The sequence below is a fragment of the Croceivirga lutea genome (assembly GCF_014235875.1).
Lineage (GTDB): Bacteria > Bacteroidota > Bacteroidia > Flavobacteriales > Flavobacteriaceae > Croceivirga > Croceivirga lutea.
Genome location: NZ_JACJUK010000007.1, coordinates 77,336 through 92,760, shown reverse-complemented (window position 1 = coordinate 92,760; position 15,425 = coordinate 77,336). Strand labels below are relative to the sequence as shown.

The 15,425-nt window shown below is 34.8% G+C and carries 11 protein-coding genes; 1 reads left to right on the top strand and 10 read right to left on the bottom strand.

From position 1 onward, the window contains the following. Positions 1–48: 48 nt before the first annotated feature. The 10 genes from H5V42_RS12785 to H5V42_RS12740 all read right to left on the bottom strand — a co-directional run bounded on the left by H5V42_RS12785 (position 49) and on the right by H5V42_RS12740 (position 14,506). Positions 49–2,268 (bottom strand): PKD domain-containing protein, encoded by a 2,220-nt coding sequence (locus tag H5V42_RS12785; protein ID WP_185783565.1) that lies wholly within the window; start codon positions 2,266–2,268, stop codon positions 49–51. A 46-nt stretch (positions 2,269–2,314) separates the two neighbouring features. Further along, positions 2,315–3,151 carry a glycoside hydrolase family 16 protein gene (locus H5V42_RS12780; protein ID WP_185783564.1) on the bottom strand — a complete coding sequence of 279 codons (837 nt, stop codon included), beginning with the start codon at positions 3,149–3,151 and terminating at the stop codon, positions 2,315–2,317. A gap of 23 nt (positions 3,152–3,174) precedes the next feature. Continuing rightward, complete coding sequence (locus tag H5V42_RS12775) at positions 3,175–4,587, bottom strand: carbohydrate-binding protein (protein WP_229665678.1); 1,413 nt, start codon at positions 4,585–4,587, stop codon at positions 3,175–3,177. Between the two features lie 10 nt (positions 4,588–4,597). Further along, positions 4,598–7,786 (bottom strand): glycoside hydrolase family 2 TIM barrel-domain containing protein, encoded by a 3,189-nt coding sequence (locus H5V42_RS12770; protein WP_185783563.1) that lies wholly within the window; start codon positions 7,784–7,786, stop codon positions 4,598–4,600. A 314-nt stretch (positions 7,787–8,100) separates the two neighbouring features. Further along, complete coding sequence (locus tag H5V42_RS15355; RefSeq protein WP_185783562.1) at positions 8,101–10,902, bottom strand: helix-turn-helix and ligand-binding sensor domain-containing protein; 2,802 nt, start codon at positions 10,900–10,902, stop codon at positions 8,101–8,103. A gap of 57 nt (positions 10,903–10,959) precedes the next feature. Beyond that, on the bottom strand, positions 10,960–11,235 hold the full coding sequence (locus H5V42_RS12760) for an ATP-dependent Clp protease adaptor ClpS (protein ID WP_185783561.1): 276 nt from the start codon (positions 11,233–11,235) through the stop codon (positions 10,960–10,962). 12 nt (positions 11,236–11,247) lie between these two features. Continuing rightward, entirely contained in the window at positions 11,248–12,084 is an 837-nt protein-coding gene (gene prmA, locus H5V42_RS12755; protein WP_185783560.1) for a 50S ribosomal protein L11 methyltransferase, read from the bottom strand. Between the two features lie 10 nt (positions 12,085–12,094). Then, positions 12,095–12,844: a triose-phosphate isomerase gene (tpiA, locus tag H5V42_RS12750; RefSeq protein ID WP_185783559.1), complete on the bottom strand. Its 750-nt coding sequence runs from the start codon at positions 12,842–12,844 to the stop codon at positions 12,095–12,097. A 25-nt stretch (positions 12,845–12,869) separates the two neighbouring features. Continuing rightward, a complete protein-coding gene (locus H5V42_RS12745) occupies positions 12,870–13,967 on the bottom strand; it encodes a BT_3928 family protein (RefSeq protein ID WP_185783558.1) in 1,098 nt (365 codons plus the stop codon). Beyond that, on the bottom strand, positions 13,964–14,506 hold the full coding sequence (locus H5V42_RS12740) for a DUF1599 domain-containing protein (protein WP_185783557.1): 543 nt from the start codon (positions 14,504–14,506) through the stop codon (positions 13,964–13,966). The genes H5V42_RS12745 and H5V42_RS12740 overlap by 4 nt, the downstream gene beginning before the upstream one ends. Positions 14,507–14,578: 72 nt before the next feature. Between H5V42_RS12740 and folP the strand changes: the two genes are divergently transcribed. After that, the gene (gene folP, locus H5V42_RS12735) at positions 14,579–15,412 is read left to right on the top strand and encodes a dihydropteroate synthase (RefSeq protein WP_185783556.1); all 834 of its coding nucleotides are present in this window, start codon (positions 14,579–14,581) and stop codon (positions 15,410–15,412) included. Positions 15,413–15,425: the final 13 nt, after the last annotated feature.

The window sequence follows — 15,425 nt, the reverse complement described above, 5'->3', positions numbered from 1 at the left end:
AAAAATTTACCAGCCTATTTCTTAATTTATCTACTGAATTCTAACTAATTATTCTTGAATGATATCATCTATGTAGTAGATGGCTTCTGTTGCTACGTCAACCTGGTTTGATTCATCGTAATCTGGAAAAATCACGAATTTATCATAACCATCAGCCAAGTCTATTGCTGTAGTTGACAAATCAAAAGTTAGCTCAACCCAAGTATTAGCTTCTACTAAAGTTTGGTCTACGTTATAAGTAACTATTGGCCCTTGGTTACCTTCTTTTTCTAACTGAAAGCGAACATTAATATTTGGATTAGGAGACCACATTTTTACTTTGAATGTAGTGCCTCCTGTTGCACTTATGTCTTCTGAGAAGATATTGAATACTCCTGAATACCATGCAGAACCCACCGTTTTATTAAATTGATATACGGTAGCAGAGGTATTTAAACCAGATTGGTCTGGGTTTGTAGTTGTGGCGCCATTTGCTCCATTATCAAAAGCTCCTGAAAGCGAACCACCACTTTCAAAATCTACAGTAAATCCTGAACCATCACCAGGGGTTGAACCATCTCCTCCAGTATTACTATCACTGCCATCTCCGCCTTCTACTAGAGATACGTTATCTATTACTACAGTACCAATGGCTCCACCCATGTCAAACAATACACGGCTATTAGCGCCGCCAAAATCAGCAGCAGCAAGCTGTAACTCATAGGTTTGTGATTCTGTATTTAAACTAATTTCAACTGCTGTATTAGTAAATGGCGCTTCATTTAATCCTATACCAGCTAATATGGTTCTTTCTCTATCAGATGATGCATCAAACTTTAAAATATAATTGGTGCCTTGTGTAATGGCTACAACCTGACTTAGGTTTACATCAAAAACGTTACCTGCAGCTTCAACATTTGCAAAATTGAAACTGTTTCCGCCATCTTCTTGTACATTAGCAGCATTACCAATCCATGGTGTTACACCTGCTTCAAAATCTCCATTAGTTAAAAGACCGCTATCAAAGTCTGTTCCACCATCGCCTGCACCGCTATCACTACCATCTCCACCTTCAACTAGAGAAACGTTATCTATTACTACAACACCTACAGCACCGCCCATATCAAATAATACTCGGCTATTGGCACCACCAAAATCAGCAGCTGCCAATTGTAATTCATAGGTTTGCGTTTCTGTATTTAAATTAATTTCAACAGAAGAATTAGTAAACGGCGCTTCGTTTAAACCAATACCAGCTAGCATTGTTCTTTCTCTATCTGAAGAAGCATCAAACTTTAAAATATAATTAGTGCCTTGTGTAATTTCAACTACCTGACTTAGGTTAACATCAAACACATTACCAGCTGCTTCAATATTAGCAAAGTTAAAACTGTTACCGCCGTCTTCTTGAACGTTAGCAGCATTACCAATCCAAGGTTCTACACCAGCTTCAAAGTCTCCATTAGTTAAAAGACCACTATCAAAGTCTGTTCCACCATCGTCTGTGCTACTATCACTACCATCTCCTCCTTCAACTAGCGATACATTATCTATTACTACAGTACCAACGGCTCCACCCATATCAAATAACACGCGGCTATTTGCACCACCAAAATCTGTAGCGGCTAATTGCAGCTCAAAAGTTTGGGTTTGTTCGGTTAAATTAATTTCTACCGCTGTATTGGTAAAAGGTGCTTCATTCAAACCTAAACCGGCCAAAATGGTTCTTTCTCTGTCAGATGATGCATCAAATTTTAAAATGTAATTTGTTCCTTGAGTAATTTCTACAACTTGGCTTAAGTTAACGTCGAAAACATTACCTGCCGCTTCAACATTGGCGAAATTAAAACTGTTACCACCATCTTCTTGAACGTTAGCTGCATTACCAATCCAAGGTTCTACACCTGCCTCAAAATCTCCATTGGTTAAAAGGCCGCTATCAAATTCTTCTTCCTCTTCTGGTATGTTAATAGAAATACTTGCACTAGCCGTATCAGAATCTCCAGCAACGTTAGATGCAGTCATAGTAACCGTATAATCTCCATTTTCATATACCTGAGTTGGATTTTGTGAGGTAGAAGTATTGCCATTACCAAAATCCCAGCTATAAGAGCTTGCGTTCTCAGAAGTATTTATAAAAGTTACGGTACCAGTGGCTTGGTCAATTTCTTGTGAAAAGCCGGCAACAACCTCTGGCAACATTTCTTCATCATCATCACCGCAGCCAATAAAGGCTAATAATAAAATTGCTAAGGAAAGTATCTTTCCCTTTTTTAAAGTCAAATTCATAGTCAAAAAATTAAATTAGTCTAGTTTTTGTTTTTATAGTTAATAATTATTCATACACTCTAACATAATCCACTAACATGGTTTGTGGAAATTGCGTTTCTGCATTTGGGGGGCCTACAAAATTGCCGCCCACAGCAACATTCATTAGTAAAAAGAAAGGCTTATTAAACACCCATTCTCCTGTAACATCTTCTGGTGTTATCTGGTTATAAAGCACATCATCTACATAGAAATTTATGGCTTCTGGCGACCACTCTATTCCGAAAATATGGTAGCTCGTATCAAAGCGGTCATTTTGCAATCTGTATTCTTTTGAAATTGCATTACCGGCAGAATATCCTGGTCCGTGAACACTACCTATCAATACCGTTGGGTTTTGTCCGCGATATTCCATAATGTCAATCTCACCAGCACCTGGCCATTGATTTTCATCAATATCTGCTCCCAACATCCAGAAAGCTGGCCAAATACCCTGGCCAGTAGGCAATTGAATTCTGGCCTCAAATCGACCATATTTCTTATCAAATAAGTCTTTGGTCAAAAGCCTAGCAGAGGTATACTGTGCACCTTGAAAAGTTTCTTCTCTAACGGTGATTTCTAGATTACCATTGGCAATTCTTACGTTAGTGGGCCTATCTGTATAATATTGTAATTCTTGATTACCCCAACCATCTCCATTTGGGCCTCTTCCTATATTATAACCCCATACATTTGGGTTAGGTGTACCGTCTGTTTCAAATTCTTCTGAAAGAATTAAATTCGAAAACGTGGTTACCGTTTGTGTATCATCAACATTACAACTCCAAAAGCTTAGAAATGTTATCAATAATACTGGTATACAGATATTTACGTGTAATTTTTTTAACTTCTGTTTTTGTTGCATAGTTCTTTTTTAAAAAGCAATTTTTATTTGTAATAGTAGATATTATCTACAAAAATGTCTGAAATGGTACTATCAGAAACAAAAAACAGTAATCCTATCTGAGACCTATCTGCCAAACCTGTGAAGTCTGACAAGGGGAAATCAAAACTTACCCATTCATCTTGTCTTAAATCTGAAGCGTTCAGTGTTATTGTACCTGAAGATTCATTATTTCCTACAGCATTAATGAGTTGTACTCTAATAAAATCACCCGAATTAATTTCCTCATTAACCTTGATATCTAAATGAAGTGTGGTCATTGATGAAGCATCTATAGGTGCCACGTTTAAAAAGGTTCCTATACCAACAAAATTTAAATCAGTATAATTGATTATCTGGTCTCCATTAAAATCTAATGGCGGAGCACCACCTTGAGTGGTTTGACCATCTGGCGTAAAAAAACCATTATAATAATCTACTGGCACATTAGTATAGGCATCACTAAATACCGCTATAACATCTTCACTATTTCTCGCAGGTGGTGTTGGAGCGAATAAAAATTCGTTTTCAACATTTAGTACCAAGGACCCTGAAGCTTCTACATTGGAAAGAGCCGCTGTGATTGTTGTTTCACCTAGATTTGTAATGGTTATATCACCTAACTCATTAATTTGTGCAACAGCTGGATTTGATGATGAAAAATCAAAATAAGATGGTGATGCTATCACTGTGATATTATCACCGTTTTCTAAATTAACAGTTTGTGTTAAGCCTGTTAAAGTCTGATTTATATTTACAAAACCGGGTTGTTCAACATTTTCTCCATTGAGAATTGAAGGTCTAGGTTGCCCAAGGGTTCCAGTTTTTTCAAATTTTATTTCATCAAACCAAAGGGTATACCCACCCTCATCACCTTCAAAAGAAGCTCCTTCGGCTAACCAAAATAATCCGGTTTGGTTAAATAATTTTGAAGGGTCTGGTATAGGTATGGTATACTTCTCCCAACGGGTACTAATTTTTAAATTTTTAGTTGTTACTTGAAATTTATTACCCGTTTGTCCTTCAATTCCGAAACCAATATCATTAATATCAGCTGCTTGAGAAGCTTTGGCGTAAAAGGTTAAAGCGTCAAAACCAGATAAATCTCTTACTACTGTTGTATTGAAAGTAGCTCCAACAAAACCATTACCAAAAGCAGGAACATCAAAACGCATTGAGGCTGTACCTGCAAAAACTTCATCTGTATCCACGCTAAAAGCTTCTGGGTCGGCTCCACCATCTACAAATGGAAAATAGTCTAAACCTGGAGAAAAAGTGTCTATAAAAACGTCTCCGTTTGCAGGAAATGTTGCAAAAGTGACATCGTCAGAAAAATTTCTTTCACAACTTACAATTACTAAAAAACCAAGCATTGAAAGCAGGTATATTTTATCTATTTTGAGTCTAAAACTTTTCATTTTTTGCTTTTTATTTTCCAATGTTGATGTGGATGTAAGTCATTATTTCCCATTCTGAACCATTATCAAAACCTACAGGACTTATAATAGGTTGTGTTGCAAATTCTTCTGTAGTATTAGGCGCATATCTTGGAGAAAATTCATTTAAAGACCTCCATATTCCGCGAATACCTACTTGTGTACTTGGTAGAATAAACCAATCTGGCTTACCTAAAGTGGTAGAAACATCTAACATTAATTGTAATGGAAATGTTAGGTTGAAATCTCGATGATAATCAAAAGGACCCCAGTCATTAACTTTTACATGAGTAGCCAGTTTGTAGCTCTTATAAATAGCTCTGATATCTCCTCCAAACCGTTTAATTAACCGCTGGCTGTCACCGTTACCTTGACCGTTACCGTAGTAGAAATTTCCTATAAACCCTAAATCTGGTCCTTGTTTTGAAACCATTCTCGAATGTATTTCCCACAAATCTTCTGCCGGAGCAGAATTTGGGAATGCAAAAAATTGACGGTTTGCTAAGAAACCAATGTGCGCATCCATTGTGGTTGGTAAATGCCTGTATACAAATCCAAGATTCATAGCAAAAGTTGCGTCCTCTGCCCTATCATTATCCCATTCATACATCCAAGTGCCTGGTGTAGGATCAAAAGAAATTAAGATTTCACTGCCTATAGTTTCTCTATTTGCCCTAACAGAAAAAGGGTCATCTATGATATTTCGTAATCTACCTGGAGCTTGCACATCATTTGGAATGGCTTCTACCAAAGGTTTTTGTATCATAAAATTAGGAGCAATTTGAAATTTACCTGCCGCTATTGTAAAACCGGTTAGCAAACTGGTAACATTACCGCTACCGGTATCTTTTAATTTCCAACCTGTAAAAGTTAATGTTTGGTCAGCACCACCATTTGCTATTAAACCCATTGCAGACGCCTGCCCATACCAATTAAACTTTCCACCTTCATAAGTGATTTTTATTTTACCTCCCCAATTATCAGTGGCTTGAATTCTATCTTGGTAAACAACATAATTGCCAGATTCACCTCTAACATCTTGAAAAGCAATTCCGTTGAGTGGACTGCCAGACCATAAACCACCTACTTCAACACCTAGTTTACCAAACTCTCTTTCGATAGCTATAGCTGCTCTTTCTGTTGGCCAAGGTGGAATAACCCCACTTCGTAATTGATTCACATCTAATATTCTGCGGCCATTGTCGTCTAATTCTACATCTGTTTCAAAATCTCTATGATAAATTCCTGTTACATCAAATTTGCCCAGTTGTTTTTTATATTTAAAAAGCATAGTTGGGTTGGCACCCCACCATAATTGTGGCCCTACGGCAACTTTTAATCCTTTTAACGGACCTTTACCATCTATTTCTGCTCCCAAGATTTCACCATTGTAGATATCTAAGTTTGGACCATAATTGGCTTCTGGATAAAACCCAAAGAAGTCTCCTTCATAACCCCAATGATAATGGCCGGTTCTATAAAAACCCCTTAAATCAAACTCTTTTGCATTCCATTCAAATTCAGCTTGATAAACTCTTAACCTATTAACATCTGATACTACTACATCTCCAAGGTCAGTACTAACATCTATTGGACGTGAATTATTCTCATAAAAAATTTCATTTATAGGATTTTGAGCAACATTTCCTACAACATTTAAATTAACCTCAGCCCTCATATTCGCTGCCGGTTTGCCCTCTATGCCAACAAAATAGGACTGCATGTGGTCAAAACCAAGTTGATTTGGAAAGGTATTTGGGTCGTCTGGATTGGGATTATCTGGTGTAGTAATTAAACTACCTCCGGTGCTAAATGATGAAAATTTTGCTTGTAGGTTACTTATTCTCAAAAGATTACTTTGTTCAGCATTTAAAGCTGCTTTATCTCCTCTAGCTTTGAGAACAGCATCCATCAATTCTATAGTATCGAAATAATTGTTTAAAAAATTACTGTCAACTCCATCCTCATAAGGGTTCAATTTATGAGCTTCTTTTAAGGCATAATAAGCAGCTCTTGGGTATAAATCATACAATCCTCTTGGTGAAGTTTGGCCTTTTGCACAAATTCCAAACCATTCTTCATTCATGTTGTTTACACCTTCAGCTTTTAAATCTCTTGAATAACCACCGTTGGACCAAGATGCATTATTGTCATGCACATCAGCGTTTTTACGGTCGTCAAAACCAAATTTCCACCAGCCATCACTAAACTGAAAGGTAAAACCACCAATAGAATTACCAGCCTTACCTAAACCTGCAGCATTGGCATAAATTTCTTTCCAATTACCTACCATATAATAAGCCTGAGAATATTGGTCTTCTTCATTTGTTATTGCATTGAAAGCGTCTGCACCAAACTCTGTAAACATTATGGGTTTGTTATACGTTTGCTTTACCACATCAAACATATCTCCGAAAGAAACACCTCTATACGTATTGGTACCATATATATCTATATCTGGGCATTCTTCGGCAATTATATCAAGAAATAAAACGTCACCGTTACATAATGCAACGGGATGAGCACCATCTATCATTTTCATTTTTTTGGCTGCCTCATTCATCAATCTATACATAGGCCTACCCCTCTTCTCGCCTATGAATTGTTTTTCTTGTTCATCATCAGGAAAATCTTCTGTTTCTGCACCTTGCCAAAAAAGTCCATAGTTATTTTCATTACCAAGTAAATACATTAAAAGACCAGGAGTATTTTTGTATTCTTGAGCTAATTGCTCTATTTCTTGCATTAATAATGCTTGCGTTTGCGGCTCATCATATATTGTAACTGGTGTCCAAACTCCATTAATTGTAAGGCCATACCTACCAAACGAATGATTCAACATGGTATAGATACCATATTGCTCATAAATGTATTTTATCCATTTTGCTGGCACACCTGTGTATTGGCGTATTACATTTACACCCATATTTTTTAAAAGAGACATCTCTTTATCTAAACCTGCTTTGATAATTTCATCAGATTTATCCCAAAAACGGGCATTTACAGTATTTGTGCCAATTGGAATGTAATCCCAGTTCATTCCGTTAATCATAAATGGCTCATTGTTTACGTAAAGCGTATAATCTCCATTTGAATCGCTATTAACATAAACCTTATCATTTTGGCTATAAGATTGTGAGGTGATGAACAGTAATAGAATTATTAAAATTCTGTATTTCATTTGTATGAGTTTTGAAGTTCCTTTGAATAACTGTTACTGAATATTATTAGATTAAGTGATAATCCAAACTCCGTAATAACAGTACTACACTTCTAAAGGATGGTCACTAAATTAAAATTAGAAATTAACAAAACAATAATTTAAACCCATACAAAAAGTATACATATCAAAAAATGTGTTTATTTTTTGACTATTCCGCAATTTAACAAGATATTCAGCTGCTTTTAAAAAATCATCCACTTGCTAATTTTGGTAGTATAATTAGCTAATGTATAGGTAATGTTGTGGTGAATTTTCTGGTTTGTAGTGTTGATTTATAGACTTAAAATATAGTCTACCAAGTTTTTATCATGAACTAAGCCCATTTTTTTACGCAGGCGGTAACGTTTTACCTCTACACTTCTTGGCGAAATATTAAAAAGAGGAGCTATTTCTTTTGATGTTAAATTTAATCGTAGATACGCGCAAAGTCTAATCTCGTTTGGAGTTAGATTTGGATGTGCTTCTTTTAACTTTCCTAAGAACAATTTATCCGCATTATTAAATGCCTCTTTAAATAACTCCCAATCATCATTTTTGCTTAAACTATCATCTATAAGTCTATATACTTGTATAAGTTCATCAGCATCTTTGTAGGAGTCTTGTAATTTGTTCTTGACTTCTTTTAACACATTATTTTTTCTAATTAAACTCATGGTAGAAGCAGCTAATTCATTACTTTTCATTCTATACCGTTCATTTAATTGTTGATTTTTCAGTGTTATAAGTTCCTGTTCGTTTTTAACCTTCTCTAATTGCATTTTACGGTTAGCCTCTTTAACCACCTTATCTTGCTTCTTTCTAAATCTATTTCTATAGAAAAAATTTAAAGACAGTATACCTAAAACACCAAGAATTAAATAAACAATTTTCATAGTTATTGAAGCATACCAGGGTGTTTCAATTGTAAACTTATAACTTACGGGTTTGTTGGAGATTTTTGTCCCCATTTTAGAACGTGCTTGAAATTCGTATTCTCCATAGGGCAAATTATCAAATGATATTTCAGATTGTTCTGACCAATTACTCCAATTTGGGTATTGCCCAAGAAGTCGATATTGATATTGAGGTTTTATATGACTAGGGTATTGTGCCGTATATAAGCTAAACAAAAGACTGTTTTCGTCTTTCTTTAATTGTGCTTCTTCATCTAAAGATAGTGGCTCTTTTTTATTGGCTGGTTCCAGCTTTGAATATTTGAATATTTGGGCAATTTTGGCTGAACCATTGTCATAAATTTCTCTTTCTAAGTTTAGCGTAATAAAGCCAGTTCCTTTGCCGAGAATATAGGTATTTGATTGTGAGAGTGGTGCAATACTTTCATAGCCTGCAATGGCATCTCTTATATCCGCGTTAAATGGAAACTTATGAATTACAGGCGCTTCACCTAAGCTTTGTGTTTGCACATTAATCAATTGATTTTTGGTAAAAAACCACAAACGATTATTTTCTACAATCATTTTACCAGAGGTAAATTCCTCTTTATCATATAGTGTACTCAGCACGCCATCTTTTGAAAATTTTGATTCGCTATAGTCATATTTGTAGACTCCTTTATGGTACGCAAAAAGAATTTGATTTTTATAATTAGTTATTGCCGAATTATGCCCCCGAAGAGCAGTATCTACTTTACTAGTTTTTACTCTTTTATATTCATCATCAACAATCAACTCAAACAACCCTTTATACTCATGGTTCACAAAAATCTTATTTGCCAATGGTTCAACAAATCTTGCAGAATTATTAAACCCTTCAATCTTATTTCTAAGTTTCCAGGTATTTTCTTCATTACTTAAAACATAAATACCATCATAATTACCTTGAATCAATAACTTTTGATTATTCTCAATTTTTTTTATGGTCCAAGTACCTGGAACATCTAGGATTTTTTTTGCCTGATCACCGTTGATTAAAAAAGTACCTGAATGATGCCCACAAAATAGATGTCCATTAATCATTTCTAAACTCCAAACCTGACCTTTAGTGCCTTTAATAAGATTAAAATTCTGATTTGAATTTATTGGTTTTACAAAGAGACCTTGGTTAGAACCTATATATAAATTGTCTTTGTAAACTAAACAAGCATAAACACTACCAATATCTCCGTAATTATCGTTATAAATTCTAACCGGAGAATTTAAATTAAAGCTGCTAATACCGTAATCTTGCCCTATCCAAATAGTATTCTCTGAATCTCCAAAAAGAGATAAAATTGTATTGTTGGCAAGACCATTTTTTTCGTTGATATGATACGCTAACTCACCATTATCATCAAGTATAAGTAAGCCATTTGAAATTGTTCCTATTACTAGGCTGTTATCTTTTAACCTAATTGCACTATAGGCAGATGTTTCCTCTAAAACGTTATCAAGGCTTGTTTGCCATTTTTGAACTCTATCATTTTTTATTCTAAAAAAACCTTGATTCCGGGTTAGAAAAACAAAACTTTCGGCATCTTGATAAAAAGTAATTACTTCATCCTCTGTTAATGGATTTTGATTAAAAACTTTAACTTTTTTACCAGAAGTTAAGGTGTAAATTCCTTCATTAGTAATATGAAAATAGATTTGCCCGTCAACGTACCATAGTTTTGGAAATGATGATTGCGCATCAATGATGTTGAAAGAGTCATTGATTAAATCATATGTATATATTCTTTTTTTAGATTGAAATAGGATGTAGTTATCTACATGCAAAATATTCCAGAACTCCTCATCATCTAGGGTCTTCTCTATTTCTTTTGATAGTGAAGTATACGCTAATTTACCAAAATTGTTTTTTTGCCAATAACCAAACTCTCTGTAACAGCCCGTGTAAATTCTATCGGCTACAACTTTAACTGAACGTATAATGGTGTTATTAGGAGCCTTATATAGACTCCATTTATTTCCATTAAACTCTAATAAACCTTCGTTATTTGCGAAATAAAGTAAATCTTCTTTTGATTGTGAAATAGCCCAATTCTGATTTTCACCTTTATAATGTTGGGGAGAATAATAGGTTATGGGAGGTATTTCTTGCGCTTTTAGTCCTAAAAAAACAAAAAAAAAGCAACTTAACAGAGAACCAATTTTCACAAGAATTTTCTTTATCTATAAAAATAAGAAATTTCGTTCAGGAAAAATTAATTTATATTAAACAATTTCAGCACTTAACCCTGCTTCTAAAAGCTTGGAACAACGCGGTTTTAAATCATTGTACTCGCCTGTTTTTACAGTGCATTTACCTTTATAATGAACAATTAAAGAACATTGTTCTGCTTGTTGAGGGGAGTGTTCACAAACCGAAATTAACGTATTAATTACGTGATCAAACGTATTTACATCATCATTATAGAGTACAATCTCATTTACGTCAACTGTTTCCTCCTCCAATAAAAGGTCTTCCTGAAATTTTTCTTGTAAACCCATTATCTACTTCATTTATCTCGAAAATACATATTTTGCTGATATCCAGTTATTTTTTTCTAGATTTTTTTCAAAATACAAATTATGCTCCTCACATTTTGAGGATATTATAGCTAAATCTTCTGTATAGAACCCACTTAAGAATAAATGACCGTCTGGATTTAAAATGGAACTGTAAACAGGAATATCTTCTAAAAGAATGTTACGGTTAATATTCGCTAAAACCACATCGTACTTTTTTGCCCCTAAAAGTGAGGCATCACCTTGAAATACTTTGATAAAATCGCAATTATTTCTTTCTACATTTTCTATGGAGTTCAAATAACACCACTCATCTATATCTATTGCATCTACATTTGAAGCACCTTTCATAGCAGCAAGAATTGCTAATACTCCGGTACCACACCCCATATCTAAAACCGTTTTTTTCTTAAAATCATGAGCTAAAATATGGGCTAACATCATGTGTGTAGTTTCATGATGACCTGTACCAAAACTCATTTTTGGCTCTATGATAATATCGTAAGTAACCGCTTCTTTTGGGTGAAACGGTGCTCTAACCATACAAGAATCACCTACCTTAATTGGCTGAAAACTTCGTTCCCATTCTGCATTCCAATTCTGTTGCGCTATTGCTTTTGTTGTCCAAGAGATTACCGATGCATTACTTTGAAATATATAGCTCTTCTTAATTCTTGAATCATCAAAAGAACTACCTAAAACATAGGCTAACATTCCGTTTTCGGTTTCCACAAAACTCTCAAACCCCAACTCTGAAAGTTCAGCCATTAGAATTTCTCTGGTTGGCTCAAGAGGTTTTATGGTAAAGTTGTATTCTAGGTAGTCTGACAAATGGTAAATATTAGATTGCTTTTATTATAGCCGTAAAGTCATCACACTTAAGCGATGCTCCTCCAATTAAGCCACCATCAACATCTGGTTGCGAAAAGATTTCTTCAGCATTATTAGGTTTAACACTACCCCCATATAAAATGGTTACTTTTTCTGAAATACCTGAATTGTAAGCTTCTTCTATTTCTTTTCTAATAAATGCATGCATTTCTTGAGCTTGCTCAGGTGAGGCTGTTTCACCAGTTCCTATAGCCCAAACAGGCTCATATGCTAGCACAATTTTACTCCAAGCTTCTGCTGGTAAAGCATACAGTCCGTTTTTCAATTGGGAGGCTACTACATTAAAGTGGTTACCAGATTTTCTGTCTTCAAGTTCTTCACCAAAACAAAAGATAACACGCATGCCTTTTTCTATGGCTTGATTTACTTTTTTAGCTAGTAAATCATCTGTTTCACCAAAATGAGAACGTCTTTCTGAATGCCCTAGAATTACAATATCTACATCGATATCTTTTAACATTTCCGCTGATATTTCACCAGTAAATGCACCATTATCAGCAAAATGCATGTTTTGTGCTGCTACTTGAATAATGCTATTTTCCACATGCTTTGCAGCCGATTGTAGATTGACAAAGGTTGGGGCAATAATCACTTCTGCAGTGGTATCTGGTACTTTTGCAACTAACTCAGAAACAAGTGCTTCTGTTTCAGTTAAATTTTTATTCATTTTCCAGTTACCTGCTACTATTTTAGACCTCATGTTGTTTCTTTTAATTGGTTCTTTGTTATAAGTTGATGTTATCTAAATCGTTATAATGTACCTTTTGGGTAATAGTTCCTTTATTTAAAACCATTACCCCAGGATTTGACCTGATTATTGTTTTAAGGGTAGTTTCATCTGTAAAATAAAACTCAAAATCTAGGTTATATTCTTTTGTTATTGCTTCACCTTGACTATTACTAGAGGCTGACATACCAATTACGTTGTAACCGTTTTTCTTTGCCGTATCAACCAGTGGTTTTAATTCAGCAAAAGCTTCTAATTCACTTTTAGCTAAATCATAAGCAATAACCATTAGTAACTTAGGCTCTTCTAAAAACTCCGCTGTAAAATCTTCACCTTCTTTTTCAATAGTAAAATCGTGTACCGGAGGTTCATAACCTTCTTGAATTAATGTTGTTTCTACATCTATAAATTCTCCGTCCTCAACTGTAGGATACTCCCCATTTGTAGTCACTATTTTATCTACTCCATTTACCTTGAATTGCCATGCATATTCATATACGGGCTGCGGTGCATTTTCGGGTATCTCCATACCTTCTTGAATGTTTGCTCCAATTTTGTAGGGGCGAAAATCTTTGCTTGGTAAATGGTTAAGCACATGAAAACCAAACCAAATGCACGCTAGTAAAGTTGCACCTTGTATTACTAAAGTTACTTTTTGATTAAACAAAGGTTTTATGTATTTAACGCCATACACAAGCACTAAAATTAGAACTAGTAAAATAACGTCTTTGGTAAAAGACTCCCAAGGGGTAAGTTTAACGGCATCTCCAAAACAACCACAATCTGTAACTTTATTAAAGTAAGCTGAATACCACGTTAAAAACGTAAAAAAGACAATCATTGCTAACAAACTGTAAACGGTAAACTTACGCCAGAGTCCTAGCAACAACATCACCCCAAGTACGACTTCAATAACAACTACAATGAATGAAATAGTTAGGGCGATAGGCATTAAAAATGGTAAGTCTAAAACACCTTGACTAAAGTATTCTTCAAGTTTGAATGAAAATCCTAAGGGGTCATTTAGTTTTATTAAACCGCTAATGATGAAAAGAACACCTACAAAAACCCGACAAAAACCTACTAAATATTTCATTTGTTCTCATTTAAATGAATTAAGGCAAAAACCGCATAATTGACCATATCTTGATAATTTGCCGCAATACCCTCACTAACCAATGTCTTACCTTGGTTATCTTCAATTTGCTTTACACGTAATATTTTTTGCAGTATAAGGTCTGTTAATGAACTTACCCTCATATCTCTCCACGCTTCACCATAGTCATGATTTTTATCCATCATAAGTTGCTTGGTAATTTCAACTTGTTCATTGTATAATTGTAAAGCCTCTTCAATATCAATATCAGGTTGTTCAACAACGCCTTTCTCTAACTGAATAAGACCCATTATTGCATAGTTTATAATACCTATAAACTCTGGCTGCTGCCCTTCATCTACCTTTTGCTCTGTATTTTTTTGCAATCCGCGTATGCGTTGTGCTTTAATAAATATTTGGTCTGTTAAAGATGGAAGTCGAAGTATTCGCCAAGCGGTACCATAATCTTTACCCTTTTTATAAAACAGTGACCTACACTGCTCTATAATTGCATCGTACTCGGTTAAGGTTTGCTGCATGTAGTCGTGTTGGAATATCGTAATTTCGTCAACTAAGGTGCCTCAAAGCACCTGTCAAATATACGGAAACCCATGACAATAAATTGTAAAGGACAACTAGTTGATTTTATAGAACCCAAAGTTATGGGTATTCTTAATTTAACCCCTGACTCTTTTTATGATGGAGGTAAATATAAGGACGAAAAATCTGTACTAAATCAGATTGATGTTATGCAAAACGATGGTGCTACTTTTATTGATATTGGGGGGTACAGCTCAAGACCCGGTGCAACCGATATTTCTATAGACGAAGAATTACATAGAGTTATACCCATTATTGAATTAGTACTTAAACACCATCCTAAACTACTAATTTCTGTGGACACTTTTCGAAGCCAAGTAGCTAAAAAAGCGGTTGCAGCTGGTGCAGCAATGGTAAATGATATTTCTGGAGGTGATTTAGATTCGAGCATGTATTCAACTATTGCTGAATTGCAAGTACCTTATATTCTAATGCATATGCGCGGAAACCCGCAAAACATGGCTCAGAAAACGTCTTATGATGATTTAATAAGAGACATCTTTTTTGAGCTATCAAAAAAAATTGAACATACCGTAAAACACAAAATAAACGATGTAATTATAGACCCAGGATTTGGTTTTGCTAAGACTGCGGAGCAAAACTTCTGTTTACTAAAAAATTTAAGTTTCTTTTCTAACCTAGACAAACCTCTATTAGTTGGGCTAAGCAGAAAATCTATGTTATGGAAAACTTTAAAAATCTCGGCCAAAGAGGCTTTAAATGCTACCACATCAGCTAATACAATTGCCTTATTAAATGGAGCAAATATATTACGCGTACATGATGTAAAAGAAGCTCATGAATGTATTAAGATAGTAACCCAATTAAAAAACGCTGAATGCTAAGAGGCATTTTTCT

What these genes read in the sequence shown, in the direction of transcription:
- H5V42_RS12780 (WP_185783564.1), bottom strand. Translation starts at nt 3,151, where the DNA reads ATGCAACAAAAACAGAAGTTAAAAAAATTACACGTAAATATCTGTATA.
- H5V42_RS12775 (WP_229665678.1), bottom strand. Translation starts at nt 4,587, where the DNA reads ATGAAAAGTTTTAGACTCAAAATAGATAAAATATACCTGCTTTCAATG.
- H5V42_RS12785 (WP_185783565.1), bottom strand. Translation starts at nt 2,268, where the DNA reads ATGAATTTGACTTTAAAAAAGGGAAAGATACTTTCCTTAGCAATTTTA.
- tpiA (WP_185783559.1), bottom strand. Translation starts at nt 12,844, where the DNA reads ATGAGGTCTAAAATAGTAGCAGGTAACTGGAAAATGAATAAAAATTTA.
- H5V42_RS12760 (WP_185783561.1), bottom strand. Translation starts at nt 11,235, where the DNA reads ATGGGTTTACAAGAAAAATTTCAGGAAGACCTTTTATTGGAGGAGGAA.
- H5V42_RS12740 (WP_185783557.1), bottom strand. Translation starts at nt 14,506, where the DNA reads ATGCAGCAAACCTTAACCGAGTACGATGCAATTATAGAGCAGTGTAGG.
- H5V42_RS12745 (WP_185783558.1), bottom strand. Translation starts at nt 13,967, where the DNA reads ATGAAATATTTAGTAGGTTTTTGTCGGGTTTTTGTAGGTGTTCTTTTC.
- folP (WP_185783556.1), top strand. Translation starts at nt 14,579, where the DNA reads ATGACAATAAATTGTAAAGGACAACTAGTTGATTTTATAGAACCCAAA.
- H5V42_RS12770 (WP_185783563.1), bottom strand. Translation starts at nt 7,786, where the DNA reads ATGAAATACAGAATTTTAATAATTCTATTACTGTTCATCACCTCACAA.